We start from the raw sequence: 17,566 nt of genomic DNA on the forward strand, positions 1-17,566 counted from the left end.
GACAGTATGCCAGTGCGTTCTAGACGGCGTCGCGCGGTAACAACAGCCCCAACGGCAGACACACCCGCGCTTCCAGTCCGCCACCTGAGCGATTGCGCAACTCGACGCTGCCACCGTGCAAGGCGGCAATGCGCTTGACAATGGCCAGCCCCAACCCGGCACCCTGGCCGCCACGGGCACGGTCGCCGCGGATAAAGGGGTTGAAGATACTACCCAGCTCGGCCGGATCGATGCCCGTACCGCGATCCAGCACACTCAGTACCACATAAGGCGCGCTGTGGTCGCCAGACAGGGAAACCGCCACTTCCACCGCATTGCCGCCGTAGCGCAAGGCGTTTTCGATCAGGTTGACCAGCAGCCGCTTGAGCGACACCCGACGCAGCGGGAAGGCCGGTACGGCTTCCAGACACAGGCGCACCATTTCCTGCTTCTGATTGTAGGGCGCGACCACTTCACGAATCAGCTCCAGCAGGTCGAGCTGCTCCAGCGGCTCGTCACGCCCATCGCGGATAAAGGCCAGGAACTGGTCGAGGATCGCGTCCATGTCTTCAATATCGCGCACCATGTCCTCGGTCAGCTCCGAGTCGGTGTGCAGAAATTCCATGGACAGGCGCAGGCGGGTCAACGGCGTACGCAAGTCATGCGACACCCCAGCGAGCATCAGCTCACGCTCGCGGGCCGCCTGCTCGACGTCTTCAGCCATCTGATTGAAAGCGCGGTACACCTCAGTCATTTCACTGGGCGTGTCACTGATCGGCAGACGCACGCTGCGCCCCTGACCGATCTGCCGGGCAGCAAACACCAGGCGCTTAAGTGGCGCGCTGAGCTGACGCACAAAAATCCACGCCGCCGCGGTCGACAGCAGACCAATGGCCAGGAACCAGCCCAGCACACTCCAGATCCGCTGGCCGCGCAGCGGATGCGGATACAGCGGCACCCGCAGCCAGTCATCGCCCAGCGCCGGCGCATGTACCCAGAGCGCCGGCGGGCTCTTGGCGCGCACCCGCACTTCGGTGTCCGGGCCCAGTTCGGTGCGCATCTGCCGCTCAAAAATCTCGCTGTAGGGCCAGTGCTGCTCGGTGACAGGCACCTGCTCGTGCGGCACACGCTTAAGCCCGGCGGCCTCGGCGATGGTGGCGCGGTCTTCCGGGTCCGCCGCCCAATAGGCGCGCAGGGTCAGCGCGGCGCCATGACTGTACTGGCGATCGACCAGCACATCCTCGTTCATCATCAGATAAACCAGGGTCAGCGCCTTGGAGAACAGCACCACGATCAGCACCAGCCACAAGGTGCGGGCGAAAAAACTTTGCGGAAACCAGAGAGGGGTTTTCATAGGCACTTACAGGGTTTTGTAGGAGCGGGCCATGCCCGCGAATGGATTGCGGATCGCGGGCATGGCCCGCTCCTACGATGGATCATTGCGCCGGGGTCACTTATTGCCGTCTGGCACAAACACATAACCCACGCCCCAGACCGTCTGGATATAACGCGGCTTGGACGGGTCCGGCTCAATCAGCCGGCGCAAGCGGGAAATCTGCACGTCGATGGAGCGCTCCAGGGCGTCCCACTCGCGGCCACGGGCCAAGTTCATCAGCTTGTCGCGGGTCAGTGGCTCGCGGGCGTGCTGCACCAGGGCCTTGAGCACGGCGAATTCGCCGGTGGTGAGCATATGCACCTCGTCACCCTTCTTCAGCTCGCGGGTGGCCAGGGACAGTTCGTACTCGCCGAAACTCACGCTTTCATCTTCGCTGCCCGGCGCGCCCGGTACTACCGGGGCCTGGCGACGCAGCACAGCCTTGATCCGCGCCAACAGCTCGCGCGGGTTGAATGGCTTGGCCAGGTAGTCGTCGGCGCCCAGCTCCAGGCCCTGAATACGACTGGCCTCGTCGCCCTTGGCGGTGAGCATGATGATCGGCACCTGATTGTTCGCCTCACGCAGGCGACGGCAGGCGGACAGGCCGTCCTCGCCCGGCAGCATCAGGTCGAGGACCACCAGGTTGAACAGCTCGCGGGCCAGCAGGCGGTCCATCTGCTCGACGTTTTCCACCGCGCGCACGCGGTAGCCCTGCTCCTCGAAGAAGCGCTCAAGCAGGCGACGCAGACGGGCATCGTCATCGACGATAAGGATTTTTTCGCCTTCAGCGGGAAGTGCAGTGCTGCTCATTCAGGGCTCCTTGTCCGGGCATCCGCCGGGCGCGGACGCGCTGGCAGTGTGCAATGACCGGCATTATGGCTCAGGAGTCGCAGCCGACGTGCAGCCCATTGTTAGCAGATTTTTCCCCGACTGGTTCCCGGCGCACTGCCAGGCAGTGTTTATAATGCGCGGCTTTCGTGTCTGGCCCGTGGTCTGCGTGGCTGGTTTTTCGTTTCAGTGTGGGTAGCTTTTTCTATGCTCAGCATCAACAACCGCATCGCCGAAGAACTGGGCGTACGCCCGCAACAGGTCGCCGCCGCCGTGGCGCTGCTCGATGAAGGCTCCACCGTGCCGTTTATCGCGCGCTACCGCAAAGAGGTCACCGGCAGCCTGGATGACACCCAGCTGCGCAACCTGGAAGAGCGCCTGCGCTACCTGCGCGAACTCGACGAGCGCCGCGCCAGCATCCTCGCCAGTATTGAGGAACAGGGCAAACTGACCCCTGAGCTGACCCGCGAGATCAACCTGGCCGAAACCAAGACCCGCCTGGAAGACCTGTACCTGCCGTTCAAACAGAAGCGCCGCACCAAGGGCCAAATCGCCCTGGAAGCCGGCCTCGGCGAGCTGGCCGACGCGCTGTTCAATGATCCAACCCTGAATCCCGAGAGCGAAGCCGAGCGTTTTATCGATGTGGAAAAAGGCTTTGCCGACATCAAGGCCGTGCTCGAAGGCGCCAAGTACATCCTCATGGAGCGCTTCGCCGAAGACGCCAACCTGCTGGCCAGCCTGCGCAGCTACCTCAAGGACAACGCCATCCTCAGCGCCCGCGTAGTCGCCGGTAAAGAGAGCGAAGGCGCCAAGTTCCGCGATTACTTCGAGCACGACGAAAAGCTCAAGGGCGCACCGTCGCACCGCGCATTGGCGATTTTCCGTGGGCGTAACGAGGGCATCCTCAGCGCCAGCCTGAAAGTCGGCGACGAAACCCCAGGGGCCATGCACCCGTGCGAAGGCATGATCGGCGAGCGTTTCGGCATCAGCGCCCGTGGCCGCGCCGCCGATAAATGGCTGGGCGAAGTGGTGCGCTGGACCTGGAAGGTCAAGCTTTACACCCACCTGGAAACCGACCTGTTCGGCGAACTGCGCGAAGCCGCCGAGGACGAGGCGATTAACGTGTTCGCCCGCAACCTGCACGACCTGCTGCTGGCCGCCCCGGCCGGCCCGCGCGCCACCCTGGCGCTGGACCCGGGCCTACGTACCGGCTGCAAAGTCGCGGTGGTCGATGCCACCGGCAAGGTGCTGGAAACCTCCACCGTTTACCCGCATGCGCCGCGCAACGACTGGGACGGCACCCTGGCGATCCTCGCCAAGCTGTGCGCCAAGCACGCAGTCGACCTGATCTCCATCGGCAACGGCACCGCCAGCCGTGAGACTGACAAGCTGGCCGCTGACCTGATCAAGAAGCTGCCGGGCCTGAATCTGACCAAAGTCATGGTCAGTGAAGCCGGTGCCTCGGTGTATTCCGCCTCGGAACTGGCCGCCAAGGAATTCCCGGACATGGACGTGTCGCTGCGTGGCGCCGTGTCCATCGCCCGTCGCCTGCAGGACCCGCTGGCCGAACTGGTGAAAATCGACCCGAAATCCATTGGTGTCGGCCAGTACCAGCACGACGTGTCGCAGCTCAAGCTGGCGCGCTCGCTGGATGCGGTGGTCGAGGACTGCGTAAACGCCGTCGGCGTCGATGTGAACACCGCTTCCGCCGCGCTGCTGGCGCGCATCTCCGGGCTGAACACCACCCTGGCGCAGAACATCGTCGCCTTCCGCGACGCCAACGGCGCGTTCAACAGCCGCGCCGACCTGCTCAAGGTGCCGCGCCTGGGCGACAAGACCTATGAACAGGCCGCTGGCTTCCTGCGTGTAATGAACGGCAGCAACCCGCTGGACGCCTCCGCCGTGCACCCGGAAACCTACCCGCTGGTGCAGCGCATCGCTGCCGACACTGGCCGCGATATCCGCTCGCTGATCGGCGACTCGGGCTTCCTCAAACGCCTCGACCCGAAACAGTTCACCGACGACAAATTCGGCCTGGTGACCATCGGCGACATCCTCAGCGAGCTGGAAAAACCCGGCCGCGACCCGCGCCCGGAGTTCAAGACTGCCGAGTTCCAGGACGGCGTGGAAACCCTAAACGACCTCAAGCTGGGGATGATGCTCGAAGGCGTGGTGACCAACGTGACCAACTTCGGCGCCTTCGTCGATATCGGCGTGCACCAGGACGGTTTGGTGCATATCTCGGCGCTGTCGGAGAAGTTCATCAAAGACCCGCACGAGGCGGTCAAGGCCGGCGACGTGGTCAAGGTCAAGGTCATGGAAGTCGACATTCCGCGTAACCGCATCGCCCTGTCGATGCGCATGGGCGACACCCCAGGTGAGAAAATCGAAGGAACGCGTGGCGGGCAATCCCGTGGCGGCAAGCCCGCCGGCAATGCGCCGCGCAGCGAACGCCATTCCAGCCAGGAAAAACCAGCACCGACCAACGGCGGCATGGCGGCGCTGTTTGCCAATGCCAAGCAGTTGAAGAAATAAGTCAACACCCGCTGGTACACGGACATACGCCGTATGTCCGTGTTTCCCGCTGGGCCGCGCGCCCGCCCTTGCGCGTCGCCCTGACGCAAAAGCACAGCGCCCAGCTATAACCTTCTTCACCCGCCTCGGGTTATAAAGCGCTATCGGCCGCTGAACGCGGTTTTCTCGCCCCCTTGTAGAGCACGCTTGTCGTCCCCATATTGAGGCGACCGATGCGTGAAGGAATGCAATCTTGAGCGACCTGTTACCCCGCCGCCTGGCCCAGCTTGGCGAGCGCGCCAACCTCTCCCTGCTTTCCCAGTGCCTGCACGGTATCGAGCGCGAATGCCTGCGCGTCGATGGCGACGGCCAGCTGGCGCTGACCCCGCACCCGGCCGCCCTCGGCTCGGCGCTGACCCACGCGCAGATCACCACCGACTACTCCGAGTCGCTGCTGGAATTTATCACCCCAGCCTTACCCGACCCGGCGGCCACCCTGGCCGATCTGGAGCAGGTCCACCGTTTCGCCTACAGCAAGCTGGATGGCGAATACCTGTGGAGCCCGTCGATGCCCTGTGCCCTGCCGGACGAAGAAACGATCCCGATCGCCCGCTACGGCAGCTCACATATCGGCGAACTCAAGTACGTCTACCGCAAGGGCCTGGCCCTGCGTTATGGCAAAACCATGCAGTGCATCGCTGGCATCCATTACAACTTCTCGCTACCAGAAACGCTGTGGCAACTGCAGCAGCAAGCCGAAGGCGATACGCGCAGCGCGCGGGACTATCAGTCGGCACGTTATATCGCCCTGATCCGTAACTTCCGCCGCTACAGCTGGCTGCTGATGTACCTGTTCGGCGCCTCACCGGCGTTGCACAAGGGCTTTATGCGCGGTCGTCCGCATCAACTGCAGGAACTGGACGCAGAAACCCTCTATCTACCCTACGCCACCAGCTTGCGCATGAGCGATCTGGGCTACCAGAGCACCGCGCAATCCGGCCTGACGCCTTGCTACAACGATCTGACCAGCTACACCGACAGCTTGCGCCAGGCGGTCGGCACGCCCTATCCGCCCTACGTGGAAATCGGCGCGAAGAAGGACGGTGAGTGGCTGCAGCTCAATACCAACATCCTGCAGATCGAAAACGAGTACTACTCCAATATCCGCCCCAAGCGCGTGACCTACAGCGGTGAGCGGCCGATCCAGGCGCTGATGGCCCGTGGCGTGCAGTACGTTGAAGTGCGCTGCCTGGACATCAACCCCTTCCTGCCGTTGGGTATTGATCTGAGCGAATCGCGCTTCCTCGATGCCTTCCTGTTGTTCTGCGCGCTGGCCGACAGCCCGCTGCTGGAAAGCGGTGAATGCCATGCCTGCACCGACAACTTCCTGGCCGTGGTCAAGGAAGGTCGCCGGCCAGGCCTGCACTTGCAGCGCAACGGCCAACCAGTGGTGCTGCAATCCTGGGCCAGCGAGCTGCTTGAGCAGATCCTGCCACTGGCCGAACTGCTCGACCAGAATCTGGGCAGCAATGCCCACAAGCAAGCCTTGCAGGCACAACAAGCCAAGGTCGCCGATCCGAGCCTGACGCCGTCCGCGCAAGTACTCGCAGAGCTGCAACAGGGTTTGAGCTTTACCGAATTCGCCCTGCGTCAGAGCAAACTGCACGCCGAATACTTCCGCAGCCAGCCACTGAGCACTGAACAGCAAGCAGCCTTCGAAGCCAGCACCGCTCAATCGCTGCAGCAACAGGCCGAGCTGGAAGTGCACGAGGATGGCGACTTCGACAGCTTTGCCGCCGCCTATCAGGCCAGCATTCTGGCCCTCGCGGTCTAAGCCGCGGTTCGCGGAGCACGCCGGCCTGAAGCAGGCCGGCATTTCGCCAACTGCATCACATAAACTGCCAGCGGTGGCAAAAGCGGGATCAGCGGCGCAGCCCTGCCCAGGCGATGCGGCTAGCATTGCACAGGTAAATCCACTGCGAGCTGCCACCATGGCCTGCGCCGACCTCAACACGGAAGATGACCAGCACTGGAGCCTGGAAAGCCTCAACAAGGCTTACCAACAGGGCTACATGGCAGGCATGACCGGGCAAACCAACACCCCGCGCGGGCTCGCCGCCGATGTGCTGATCGCCGCCTGGGAAGCCGGCTGGGACGACGGCCACGAGCAATTCGAGCTGCACAAACGCTACAGCGCTTGATCCCTCGCTTTACCCACTCCTCACCTGCACACACCGCCCACGCCCGCAGCACGTCAGCCTGCGCGGCTGCGTATCGCCTGGCCTTTGATCGACGCTCGCTTTGTCGCAGTGACTTAATTCGATTTTTATTCGATATAAATCGATAAAAACTCGTTATCTGTCTTATATTTTGCTTTTAAAGCCGATTTTTATCGGATATAAATAGGCCATCCACTGCCATGACTCACCCGCGAGGCATGGCACAGTCGCCGGCCTCTGCTAGTGTCAGATGACCGCCCCAACTGCTCTTGAGGTGCCAAACCATGCTCCGTATCGTTACCGTCGCCGCCACCCAGATGACCTGTTCCTGGGACACCGCCGCGAATCTCGCCAACGCCGAGCGCTTGGTGCGTCAGGCCGCCGGCAAGGGCGCGCAGATTATCCTGCTGCAAGAGCTGTTCGAGGCGCCGTACTTCTGCCAGAAGCCCAACCCGGACTATCTGCAACTGGCCACCCCGACCGAGAGCAACCCGGCAATCCTGCACTTCCAGAAAATCGCCAAGGAGCTGCAAGTGGTCCTGCCGATCAGCTTCTACGAACTGGCCGGCCGCGCGCGTTTCAACAGCATCGCAATCATCGACGCCGACGGCAGCAACCTCGGGATTTATCGGAAAAGCCATATCCCGGACGGCCCGGGCTACCACGAGAAGTACTACTTCAACCCTGGCGATACCGGCTTCAAGGTGTGGAATACCCGCTACGCCAAGATCGGAGTGGGCATCTGCTGGGACCAGTGGTTCCCCGAGTGCGCGCGCAGCATGGCGCTGCTCGGTGCCGAAATTCTGTTCTACCCGACCGCCATCGGCAGCGAGCCGCATGACCCAAGCATCAGCTCGCGCGACCATTGGCAGCGCGTGCAGCAGGGCCACGCCGGCGCCAACCTGATGCCGCTGATCGCCAGCAACCGCATCGGCCGTGAAGACCAGGGCGATTACCACATCAATTTCTATGGCTCGTCGTTTATCGCCGACCAGTTCGGCGCCAAGGTGCAGGAAGCCAACGAAACCGACGAGGCGGTGCTGATGCACAGCTTCGATCTGGATCAGCTGGAGCATATCCGCAGCGCCTGGGGCAGCTTCCGTGACCGCCGTCCGAACCTCTACGGCCCGCTAAAAACCCTCGACGGCCACCTGGCCTCCGAGTAAAAACGCCTCGTAGGATGGGTTGCGACGCGCAGCGTTGATACCCATCCGTCCCCGCTCAATGTTTTGGTGAATTTATGACAACCCTGACGACTACCCCACGCGCCGACGGCTTCCGCATGCCCGCCGAATGGGAAAGCCATAGCCAAACCTGGATGGTCTGGCCCGAGCGCCCGGACAACTGGCGCTTGGGCGGTAAGCCTGCGCAAGCTGCGTTCACCGCCGTGGCCAGGGCGATTGCCGAGTTCGAACCAGTGACCGTGTGCGTGTCTGCCGGCCAGTACGAGAACGCCTGCGAGCGCCTGGCCCACGCCAATATCCGCGTGGTGGAAATCACCACCGACGACGCCTGGGTGCGCGACACCGGGCCGACCTTCGTCACCAACAACAGCGGCGAAGTGCGCGGCGTGGACTGGGCGTTCAACGCCTGGGGCGGCCTGAATGGCGGCCTTTATGCCAACTGGGTACGTGACAATCAGGTAGCCCGCAAGATTCTGCAGATCGAAGGCTGCGCGCGTTACCGCACCGATGAGCTGATCCTCGAAGGCGGCTCGATCCATGTCGACGGCGAAGGCACCCTGATCACCACCGAAGAATGCCTGCTCAACCCCAACCGCAACCCGCACCTGAACCGCGAGCAGATCGAGCAGTACCTGGCCGAGCACCTGGCCATCGACCGCGTGATCTGGCTGCCGGACGGCCTGTTCAATGACGAAACCGACGGCCACGTCGACAACTTCTGCTGCTACGTGCGCCCCGGTGAAGTGCTGCTGGCCTGGACCGACGACGCCACCGACCCCAACTACCCGCGCTGTCAGGCGGCCATGCGCGTGCTGGAAAGCGCCCGTGATGCCAAGGGCCGTCAACTGATCGTGCACAAGATGCCAATTCCCGGCCCGCTGTATGCGACAGATGAAGAATGCGCCGGGGTCGATCTGGCGGCCGGCACCCAGGAGCGTGATCCGTCGATCCGCCTGGCAGGTTCCTACGTCAACTTTCTGATCGTCAACGGCGGCATCATCGCGCCCAAGTTCGACGACCCCAAGGATGCCGAAGCCGAGGCGATTCTGCGTCGCCTGTTCCCCGAGCACCGTGTGGTCATGGTGCCGGGTCGGGAAATACTGCTGGGCGGTGGCAATATCCACTGCATCACCCAGCAGCAGCCCGCGCCGCAACAGCGCTGATGACTAACGCCTGGCCAGTTAGAGACTGGTCAGGCGTTCTTAGTCCTGCATGGCCTGGGTGAACTGCCCTATCGCATCCACTACGCGCTGCGCTTCATCACGAATTTCCAGCATCACCTCACCGGCTTTGCTCGCCAGCAGCACGCCCTGCTCCGCCCTCTGCTTACTGCCATCCATGCCACCAACGGCCTGCAAGGCCAGATCATGGTTGAGGCGCACCACTTCATTGATTTCCACCGTGGCCTGGCTGGTACGCGCGGCGAGGTTGCGCACCTCATCGGCCACCACGGCAAAGCCGCGCCCTTGCTCGCCGGCACGCGCCGCTTCGATGGCCGCGTTAAGGGCCAGCAGGTTGGTTTGCTCGGCAATCCCGCGGATTACCTGGACGATGCTGCTGATGCGCTCTGACTGCGCACTCAAAGCCTCGATATTGCTGGCAACCTTTACCAGTTCATCGGCAATACCGCGCACCACCTGTACGGTTTCTTCTACTGTTTGCGCGCCCTTGACCGCACTGGCATCCGTCTCTCGAGCGATATCAAAGGCCAGTTGGGCGGCAGCAGACTCGGCCTCGCGACGCTCCACCTGATTGGTAATATCACTGGCAAACTTGACCACCCCATACAAACGGCCGCTGGCGTCATACAGCGGGTTATAGGTGGCGCGCAACCACACCACACGGCCGCTTTTGGCCACGCGCTTGAAGCGGTCGGCAATAAACTCGCCCTGGTTCAGGCGCTGCCAGAACCGCCGATAACCATCACTTGCAGCCTCATCATGGGTGCAAAACTGGCGGTGATGCACGCCGCGCACCTCCTCCAGCCGATAACCCATGGTGCTGAGGAAATTCTCATTGGCATCCTGCACCTCGCCAGCCAGATTGAATTCGATCACCGCGGTGGAGCGGTTGATCGCCTTCAGATAGCTCTCGTGCTGATGCTCGGTATGCATGCGCGCAGTGATGTCGGCGGCCAGCTTGATCACCTTGATAACCTTGCCCTGGGCATCGCGCACCGGCAGGTAGCTGGCCTCCAGCCAGATCTCACGGCCGCCCTTGGCAATGCGCATATAGCGGTCACTGAAGCTCTCGCCATCGGCCAAACGCCGCCAGAACTGCGCATAAGCCGGGCTCGCCACCTGCTCTTTAGTGCAGAACAGTCGGTGCTGCTGGCCGCGAAGTTCTTCCAGGCGGTAGCCCATGGTGGCGAGAAACGGCGGGTTGGCATCGAGAATCTCGCCCTGGGCGGTGAACTCGATCATGGCGAAGGTTTGCCGGATGGCCCCGATAACCTGCTGACTGGTTGCCAGTTGCAACTGGCATTGCTGCAACTCACTGCGAAGCTGTGATCCGAACATGCGAAGCGCCTCAAGATGGGCAAGATTTGCGCAGGGCACGCGGCACGGTGATTCATCCCTGATCCAACCAGCGTATCGACACACTGTGGTTAACATTTAGCCCAGTTTCACTGCGGGCGCATGGCTCGCGCTGTACTTTCCGCATCCAGGGTGCGCAGGGCCTGGTATTGGCTGACAAATACCTGCCCAGTAAAGCGCTCAAAAAAGTCCGAGCGGCGCAAGCGATCCATCACTGGCCCCTTCACCTCTGCCAGGTGCAACTGTACGCCGGCGCTGTACAGGCGTTCGCTGATCGCCTCCAGGGTATCCAGGGCACTGGCATCAATCAGGTTGACCCCGGAGCACATCAGCACCAGATGACGCACGCCAGAGCGCGTGGCGATCAGTGCAGCGATACGCTCTTCCAGGTAGCGCGCATTGGGGAAGTACAGGCTTTCATCGACGCGCAGCGACAGCACGCTGGGGCTTTCCACCACCTTGTAGCGCTCAACATTGCGGAAATGCTCGCTGCCCGGCACCTGGCCGACCACCGCCATATGCGGGCGGCTGGTGCGCCAGAGAAACAGCAGCAGCGACAAGCCGACGCCAAGCACAATGCCCGCCTCGACGCCGTGCAACAGCACCCCCAGCAGCGTGGCCAGTTGTGCGGCGCCTTCCTGCCGCGAATAACGCCAGGTGCGGCGGATGCTGGGCAGGTCAATCAGCCCCAGCACCGCGACGATAATGCTCGCCGCCAACACCGTCTGCGGCAGGTGCTGCAGCAACGGCGCCAGGCCCAACACCGCCGCCAGCATCAGGCCGGCGGCAAACACGCCGACCAACGGCGTGGCCACGTTACTTTGCAACGCCAGCGCCGAACGCGAGAAGCTCGCCGCCACCGGCATGCCACCACTGCAGGCAGCGGCCACGTTCGCCGCGCCCTGGCCAAGCAATTCCAGATCCGGATTGACCGACTGACGTTTGCGCATCGCCAGGCTCTGGGCGATGGACACCGACTCGACAAAGCCCACCAAGGCAATCAACACGGCCGCCGGCAGTAACTCGCGCAGCAAGCCCAACTCCAGGCTCGGCAGCGCCAGCGGCGGTAGACCCGCCGCCACCGTGCCGACCACGCGCACGCCAGAGGCCTCCAGTTGCAGCAGCGCGCCAAGGGCCATCGCCAGCAGCATTAACAACAATGCACTCAGCTGCCTGATGCGCAGCGCCAGGGTTTCAGGCAAGCCGAACAGACCGAGATTACGCAGCAGCACCAGCAACGCCAGGCTGCCCAAACCCAGCAGCAGCGTCGGCAGGTGCAGCGCCGGCAACTGCGCATACAGCCCGGGCAGCACCTGCAACAGCGTCAGGCCATCGACCGAAATGCCCAGCAAGTACTTGAACTGGCTGACCGCAATCAACAGCGCCGAACCGCTGACAAAACCGGAAATCACCGGATGACTGAGGAAGTTGGCTACAAAGCCCATGCGCAGCAGACCCATCAGCAACAGCAACACGCCGACCAGTAGGGTCAGGGTGGTGGCCGCCACCAGATAAGCCGCGCTACCGGCGGCAGCCACTGGGGCCAAGGCCGCAGCGGTCATCAACGACAGCACCGCCACCGGCCCGAACGACAGCGCCACCCCTGGGCTGGCGCCGATCAAGGCATACACAACCAACGGCAGAATGCTCGCGTACAACCCCGCCACTGCCGGCAAACCGGCCAGCTGCGCATAGGCCAGCGCTTGTGGCACCAGCAACAGGCAGACCAGGCAGGCAGCCAGCAGATCGCGACCGGCCTGGTCGCGGTCATAACCGCGCAAGGTATTCAGCAATGGCCACTTAGAGAACATTCAACGGCACCTTGAGGTAACGCACGCCATTATCTTCAGCCGGAGGCAGATGGCCGCCACGCATATTCACCTGTACCGCAGGCAGCATCAGCGCGGGCATGCCCAGGCTGGCATCGCGGGCCTGACGCATGGCGACAAAGGCCTCTTCATCGATGCCCTGGTGCACATGCACGTTATGCGCGCGCTGCTCGGCCACCGTGGTCTGGTAGCGGTGCTGCGCGCGCCCGGGCGCCAGGTAATCGTGGCACATGAATAGCTGGGTGCTGCCTGGCAGGGCAAACAGCCGGGCAATCGAGCGATACAGGGCGCGCGCATCGCCACCGGGAAAGTCGCAGCGCGCGGTGCCGTAATCCGGCATAAACAGGGTGTCGCCAACAAACGCCGCAGCGCCGATCAGGTAGGTCATGCAGGCCGGGGTATGCCCTGGCGTGTGCAAGGCGCGGGCGTTTAGCGAACCGATCTGAAACACCTGATCGTCCTTAAACAGCAGATCAAACTGACGGCCATCGACAGCGAACTCGCCGCCGGCATTGAACAGCTTGCCGAAGGTGTTCTGCACCACACGGATCTGCTCGCCAATGGCCAACTGGCCACCCAGAGCAGCCTTGAGATAGGGCGCGGCAGACAGGTGATCGGCATGCACGTGGGTTTCCAGCAGCCACTGCACGCGCAGGCCCTGCTCGCGCACGTAGGCGATCAGCCGGTCGGCGCTGGCCGTCGCGGTGCGCCCGGCAGCCGCGTCGTAATCCAGCACCGAATCGATAATGGCGCACTGCGCGGTGGCCGGATCACTGACTACATAGCTGTAGGTCGAGGTGGCGGGGTCGAAAAAAGCCTGGATATTCGCGGGCAAAGGCCCACCAGAAGTTGTTGATGCAAGGCTCATAAAGTCCGCCCCAGCGTAGCAGTACGACGCTCCAGCAGAGCAAATAGCAGCATGCCGACGAGCATCGCCGCCACAAACAGCAGCACTTGCCAGCGCCCGGTAAGCAGAATCGCCACGGCTGGCCCCGGACAAATACCGGCAATCCCCCAGCCGATACCGAACAACAGGCTGCCGCCGATCAACCGGCGATCCAGCTCACGCTTACCCGGCAACTGCATCGGTGCACCGAGCAGACTGCTGCGCTGCGCGCGCGCCCAACTGAACGGCAGAAACGCCACGCCAATCGCCGCCACCATCACCAGAGCCAGCGATGGGTCCCAGGCGCCTGCCAGGTCGAGAAACGCCAGCACCTTGGCCGGGTTGGCCATGCCTGCGCTAAGCAGGCCGATGCCAAAAATCAGCCCGGCAAGAAACGCCATCAGTTTGCGCATGTTCAAGCCCCCAGCAGATGACGCAGGACAAACACCGTGACGAAACCGGCGGCCATAAAGCTCAAGGTGGCGGCCAGTGAGCGCGGTGACAGCCGCGCTAAACCACAGACGCCATGCCCGCTGGTGCAACCCGCGCCATAACGGGTGCCAATACCGACCAACAATCCGGCAACGGTCAACGCCAGCCAGCTGCTGTGAAGTTCAATCTCTGGCAGGCGGGCAAACAGCTGCCAGAGCAGCGGGGCAAGCAACACACCGAGGAGAAACAGAGCCTTCTCGCCCATGCCCTCACCACGCTCCAGCAGACTGCCGAGCAGGCCGCTGATGCCGGCAACCCGGCCATTCATCACGACGAACAGGCTGGCGGCCAGGCCGATCAGCGCACCGCCGACTAAAGCGCTCCAGGGCGTGAAGTTGTACCAGTCGATGCTCATGATTCATCACCTGCGCAAAAAAGTTGATACAGGGTATTGATCACCGCCAGCGCAGCCGGGCTGCTGATGCAGTAATAGACCTGCTTGCCCTCGCGGCGGGTCGCCACCAGCCCTTCACGGCGCAGCACCGCCAACTGCTGCGACAGGGTCGGCTGCTGAATGCCCAAGAGCGCCTCGAGCTCACTGACATTGCGCTCACCCTGGGACAATTGACACAGCAATAGCAGTCGATCCGGATTGCCCAGGGCCTTAAGCAGCTGTCCAGCGGCGTCAGCATTAGCGCGCAGCTGCTGGATATCGAACGAGGGTTGTTCTGGTGTCATGGTGGCAAGCTCAATTAAGATAAAAACAATCTATTCTTTTATATATTGATTAGCAAGCCCTGCAACTGACACCCGCATAATCGGCAGACATAAAAAAACCCGGAACAGAGTCCGGGTTTCCTGTGCTGCTCAGGCTGGGCTGGATGCAACAGCTCAGCCTGCAACTACCACAATCAGAGCAGTGGCAGGGTGTAGCTGACGATCAGACGGTTTTCGTCGATGTCGCGGCTGAAGTTGTTGCGCACGGTCGCATTGCGCCAGCGCACACCCAGGTTCTTCAGGGCGCCTTCTTGGAATACATACATCAGTTCAGTGTTGCGCTCACGCTCTTTACCCTCAGAAACGTTGCGACCACGGTCGATGTTGTCGCCCGTCAGGAAGCGCGTCATAAAGGTCAAACCAGGCACGCCAACAGAAGCAAAGTCGAAGTCATAACGTGCTTGGTAGGACTTCTCGTCCTTGGCAGCGAAGTTGCCGATCTGCACATAGTTGACCAGGAACGGGTCCGTACCACCGACATAGGCGAAACCGGTGTCACCGCTCATTTTCTGGTAGCCCAGGCCAAATTTATGCGCACTCAGGCTGTAGGTAACCATCGCGCCGAAGGCCTTGTTATCGACATTGCTCAGACCATCATCGGTGGAACGGGCATAACGCACGTCGGTCTTCAGGCTCTGCTTGTCGCCCAGCGGCAGGACATGCACCAGGTTGAAGGAGTGCTGCTTGTACAGGTCTTCCAGATTGGAATAGTAATAGCCCGCCGTCAGGTCCTTGGTCAGCTTGTAGCTACCACCGGCAAAGACAAACTCGTTGGCATTGTTAGCACTGTTGCCACCCTTGAAGCTGATACCGCTGTGGGTATAGGTGTTCAGGGTCATGTCTTCATAGTCTTGCGAGTTGCGGTTGTTGACCTCGTCGAGGTAACCGGCATCCAGGGTCAGGCCGTCAATTTCCTGGGAGACCAGGTTACCGCCGCGGAAGATTTGCGGCAGCAAACGACCGTCGCTGGAGGCAATCGCCTGGTTCTTGAACTGCATCTGGCCAACGCGCAGGGTGCTGTTGGAGACCTTGGCCTTGGCCGCTACAGCCAGACCTGAGTAGTTATCTTGCGAGCCACCGGAACGATCCGGCACCAGCAGGTCACTGCCGGCGGTGCCATCGCCGGAATCCAGCTTGAAGCCGAACATGCCTATAGCATCGGCGCCGAAACCGACGGTGCCATCAGTGAAGCCGGAGTTTGCCCGCAAGATAAAACCCTGCGCCCACTCTTCACGCTTGTTCTGCCCAGCGTCTTCACGGAAATCGCGATTGAAGTAGAAGTTGCGTGCCTCGAGGGTGGCAGTGCTGTCGCCAATAAAGTCAGCATGGGCGGCTTGGCTCAGGGACAAGCCCAGGGTGCTGGCAGCGACGGCCAGGGCCAGGGAGGTCTTTCTCATTATGTGTTCTCCAGTTGTGTGTGGTTGCACATCGGCGCGGGTACTGTCTTCAGCCTATGAAGCGGCAGGCGCGCACCGAATTCGGGGGTTATTGCAGGGCCAGACGCTGGGCAGGCGAACAGCTGCCCCAGCCAGGGGCCGTGCAACAACCGAAATCAGGTGAGCGCGTGAAGGCAGTCAGCGCGAGCTGGGGAATGAGGACGTAGCAGCGGACAGGTGAACATCATGGCGCAGGTCTCTTCATTTTTATTGTCGGCCAATAAACCTGGCCGTTATACGCTGAGCCCTACGCAGATACTGTGCCAGCGGCCAAAAGCAGCCCGCCAACGCCTCTATTACAAGGCTTCCCAGGGTTATAGGAGGATTTTTGTAGGCCTAAGGAAGAGGCAATAAGCGGTTTTTTGCCTATGGCAAAACGTAAAAAGGCGGGTTATCGCCAACAGGCCGAGCCAGCCGTATGCCAGCGCGCGTGGTTAGTCAGCCACAACCTGATTTTTGCCCTGGCGTTTGGCCTGGTACATCGCGGCATCGGCGCGCGCATACAGGGCATCCAGGCTGGTGTCTTCAGGTCGCAGGCTGGTCAGGCCCAGACTCATGGTCACACCGAAAGTCGCGCCCTCATGGTTAAAGCTCAGACGGCGCACCTCGCGCTGCAAACGCTCGGCTATCTGCTCGGCCAGCTCCGGCTCGCAACGTGGAAACAGCGCGGCAAACTCCTCACCCCCGATACGCCCGAACAGATCGCCACGGCGCAATGTAGTGGCGCCGCTGTAGGCCAGACGCTGTAGTACCTGATCGCCCATCTGATGGCCATAGCGGTCGTTGATCTGCTTGAAGTCATCGAGATCGAGCAGCAGAAAGGCCAGTGGGCTGCCGTATTCGCGAGCCTGCTCAAACTCACGCTGGGCGCACTCGAAGAAGTGCCGACGGTTGCTGCTCTGGGTCAGCACATCGGTGGTGGCCAGGCGGTGCAACTCGCCTTCCAGCTGCTTCTTCTCGGTGATGTCTTCGGCGATGCCGACGATGATATGCGGCTTGCCCGGCGAACTTTCACGGCTGACAAAGCACTTGTCGCTGAGCCAGCGCAACTGGCCGTCAGCGCGGATGATGCGGTACTCGCGGGCCTCGACCGCACCGGTTTCCAGCACCTGGGCAAGGCTTTCGGCGGCGTATTCCAGGTCATCCGGGTAGATGCTGTTGCGCCACTCATCATAGCCAGCCAGCAGCAGCGCGGTTGAGCGACCGAAGATCCGCTCATAGGCAGGACTGACGTAGATCACCCGCTGAGCGCCCCAGTCAAATGCCCAGAGCACCGCGTTGACACTGCCCAACAAGGTGCTGAACAGCTGCTCGCGTTCCTGCAGGCGCGCCACCTCGGCGCGGGTATGCAACAGCGCCAGGGTCAACTCTTCCTGTTCGAGCTGCTCTCTACTGACTTCATCCATAACGACCGCCACTGCACTCAGTTGCTAGGCAATGGTTGAAGCATACGCCAGAAATAAAAAACGGTCGGGAGGCATTTTTAACGTCGCGCAGCGACGACCTGGAGGGTGCACCGCCACGGATGGCAGGCCATAACGAGCCCGCCGAGCGGCGGGCTTGAGCAACA

The 17,566-nt window shown here is 62.0% G+C and carries 15 protein-coding genes and 1 pseudogene; 5 read left to right on the top strand and 11 right to left on the bottom strand.

The window, feature by feature from the left end:
- Window positions 1–19: 19 nt before the first annotated feature.
- Entirely contained in the window at window positions 20–1,333 is a 1,314-nt protein-coding gene (locus Q8M42_RS03945) for an ATP-binding protein (protein WP_304870372.1), read from the bottom strand.
- 96 nt (window positions 1,334–1,429) lie between these two features.
- Window positions 1,430–2,164: a two-component system response regulator OmpR gene (gene ompR, locus Q8M42_RS03950; protein WP_304870374.1), complete on the bottom strand. Its 735-nt coding sequence runs from the start codon at window positions 2,162–2,164 to the stop codon at window positions 1,430–1,432.
- A gap of 225 nt (window positions 2,165–2,389) precedes the next feature.
- Between ompR and Q8M42_RS03955 the strand changes: the two genes are divergently transcribed.
- From Q8M42_RS03955 to aguA, 5 genes are all read left to right on the top strand, one after another.
- Entirely contained in the window at window positions 2,390–4,717 is a 2,328-nt protein-coding gene (locus Q8M42_RS03955; protein ID WP_304870376.1) for a Tex family protein, read from the top strand.
- 232 nt (window positions 4,718–4,949) lie between these two features.
- Window positions 4,950–6,530, top strand: a complete 1,581-nt coding sequence (gene gshA / locus Q8M42_RS03960) for a glutamate--cysteine ligase (protein WP_304870378.1) — start codon at window positions 4,950–4,952, stop codon at window positions 6,528–6,530.
- Between the two features lie 157 nt (window positions 6,531–6,687).
- The gene (gene rmf / locus Q8M42_RS03965) at window positions 6,688–6,897 is read left to right on the top strand and encodes a ribosome modulation factor (protein WP_304870380.1); all 210 of its coding nucleotides are present in this window, start codon (window positions 6,688–6,690) and stop codon (window positions 6,895–6,897) included.
- Window positions 6,898–7,199: 302 nt separating this feature from the next.
- The gene (gene aguB, locus Q8M42_RS03970; RefSeq protein WP_304870382.1) at window positions 7,200–8,081 is read left to right on the top strand and encodes an N-carbamoylputrescine amidase; all 882 of its coding nucleotides are present in this window, start codon (window positions 7,200–7,202) and stop codon (window positions 8,079–8,081) included.
- A gap of 74 nt (window positions 8,082–8,155) precedes the next feature.
- Entirely contained in the window at window positions 8,156–9,262 is a 1,107-nt protein-coding gene (gene aguA / locus Q8M42_RS03975; protein WP_304870384.1) for an agmatine deiminase, read from the top strand.
- A 39-nt stretch (window positions 9,263–9,301) separates the two neighbouring features.
- Here the strand turns inward: aguA and Q8M42_RS20875 are convergent, their stop codons facing one another.
- From Q8M42_RS20875 to Q8M42_RS04015, 9 genes and pseudogenes are all read right to left on the bottom strand, one after another.
- Window positions 9,302–9,847 carry a methyl-accepting chemotaxis protein gene (locus Q8M42_RS20875; RefSeq protein WP_370692755.1) on the bottom strand — a complete coding sequence of 182 codons (546 nt, stop codon included), beginning with the start codon at window positions 9,845–9,847 and terminating at the stop codon, window positions 9,302–9,304.
- A pseudogene (locus Q8M42_RS20880) lies at window positions 9,842–10,714 on the bottom strand (PAS domain-containing protein); the annotation flags it as partial. The pseudogene Q8M42_RS20880 and the gene Q8M42_RS20875, both read right to left, overlap by 6 nt.
- A gap of 11 nt (window positions 10,715–10,725) precedes the next feature.
- Complete coding sequence (locus Q8M42_RS03985; protein ID WP_304870388.1) at window positions 10,726–12,447, bottom strand: SulP family inorganic anion transporter; 1,722 nt, start codon at window positions 12,445–12,447, stop codon at window positions 10,726–10,728.
- The gene (locus tag Q8M42_RS03990) at window positions 12,437–13,333 is read right to left on the bottom strand and encodes an MBL fold metallo-hydrolase (protein ID WP_370870311.1); all 897 of its coding nucleotides are present in this window, start codon (window positions 13,331–13,333) and stop codon (window positions 12,437–12,439) included. The genes Q8M42_RS03985 and Q8M42_RS03990 overlap by 11 nt, the downstream gene beginning before the upstream one ends.
- Window positions 13,330–13,764, bottom strand: a complete 435-nt coding sequence (locus Q8M42_RS03995; RefSeq protein WP_304870392.1) for a DUF6691 family protein — start codon at window positions 13,762–13,764, stop codon at window positions 13,330–13,332. Before Q8M42_RS03995 ends, Q8M42_RS03990 begins: the two co-directional genes overlap by 4 nt.
- A gap of 2 nt (window positions 13,765–13,766) precedes the next feature.
- Window positions 13,767–14,198, bottom strand: a complete 432-nt coding sequence (locus tag Q8M42_RS04000; RefSeq protein ID WP_304870394.1) for a YeeE/YedE family protein — start codon at window positions 14,196–14,198, stop codon at window positions 13,767–13,769.
- Window positions 14,195–14,521 (bottom strand): helix-turn-helix transcriptional regulator, encoded by a 327-nt coding sequence (locus Q8M42_RS04005; RefSeq protein ID WP_304870396.1) that lies wholly within the window; start codon window positions 14,519–14,521, stop codon window positions 14,195–14,197. Before Q8M42_RS04005 ends, Q8M42_RS04000 begins: the two co-directional genes overlap by 4 nt.
- 173 nt (window positions 14,522–14,694) lie before the next feature.
- On the bottom strand, window positions 14,695–15,957 hold the full coding sequence (locus Q8M42_RS04010) for an OprD family porin (protein ID WP_304870399.1): 1,263 nt from the start codon (window positions 15,955–15,957) through the stop codon (window positions 14,695–14,697).
- Window positions 15,958–16,430: 473 nt separating this feature from the next.
- On the bottom strand, window positions 16,431–17,402 hold the full coding sequence (locus Q8M42_RS04015) for a sensor domain-containing diguanylate cyclase (RefSeq protein ID WP_304870401.1): 972 nt from the start codon (window positions 17,400–17,402) through the stop codon (window positions 16,431–16,433).
- Window positions 17,403–17,566: the final 164 nt, after the last annotated feature.

The sequence above is a fragment of the Pseudomonas sp. genome (assembly GCF_030684895.1).
Taxonomy (GTDB): domain Bacteria; phylum Pseudomonadota; class Gammaproteobacteria; order Pseudomonadales; family Pseudomonadaceae; genus Aquipseudomonas.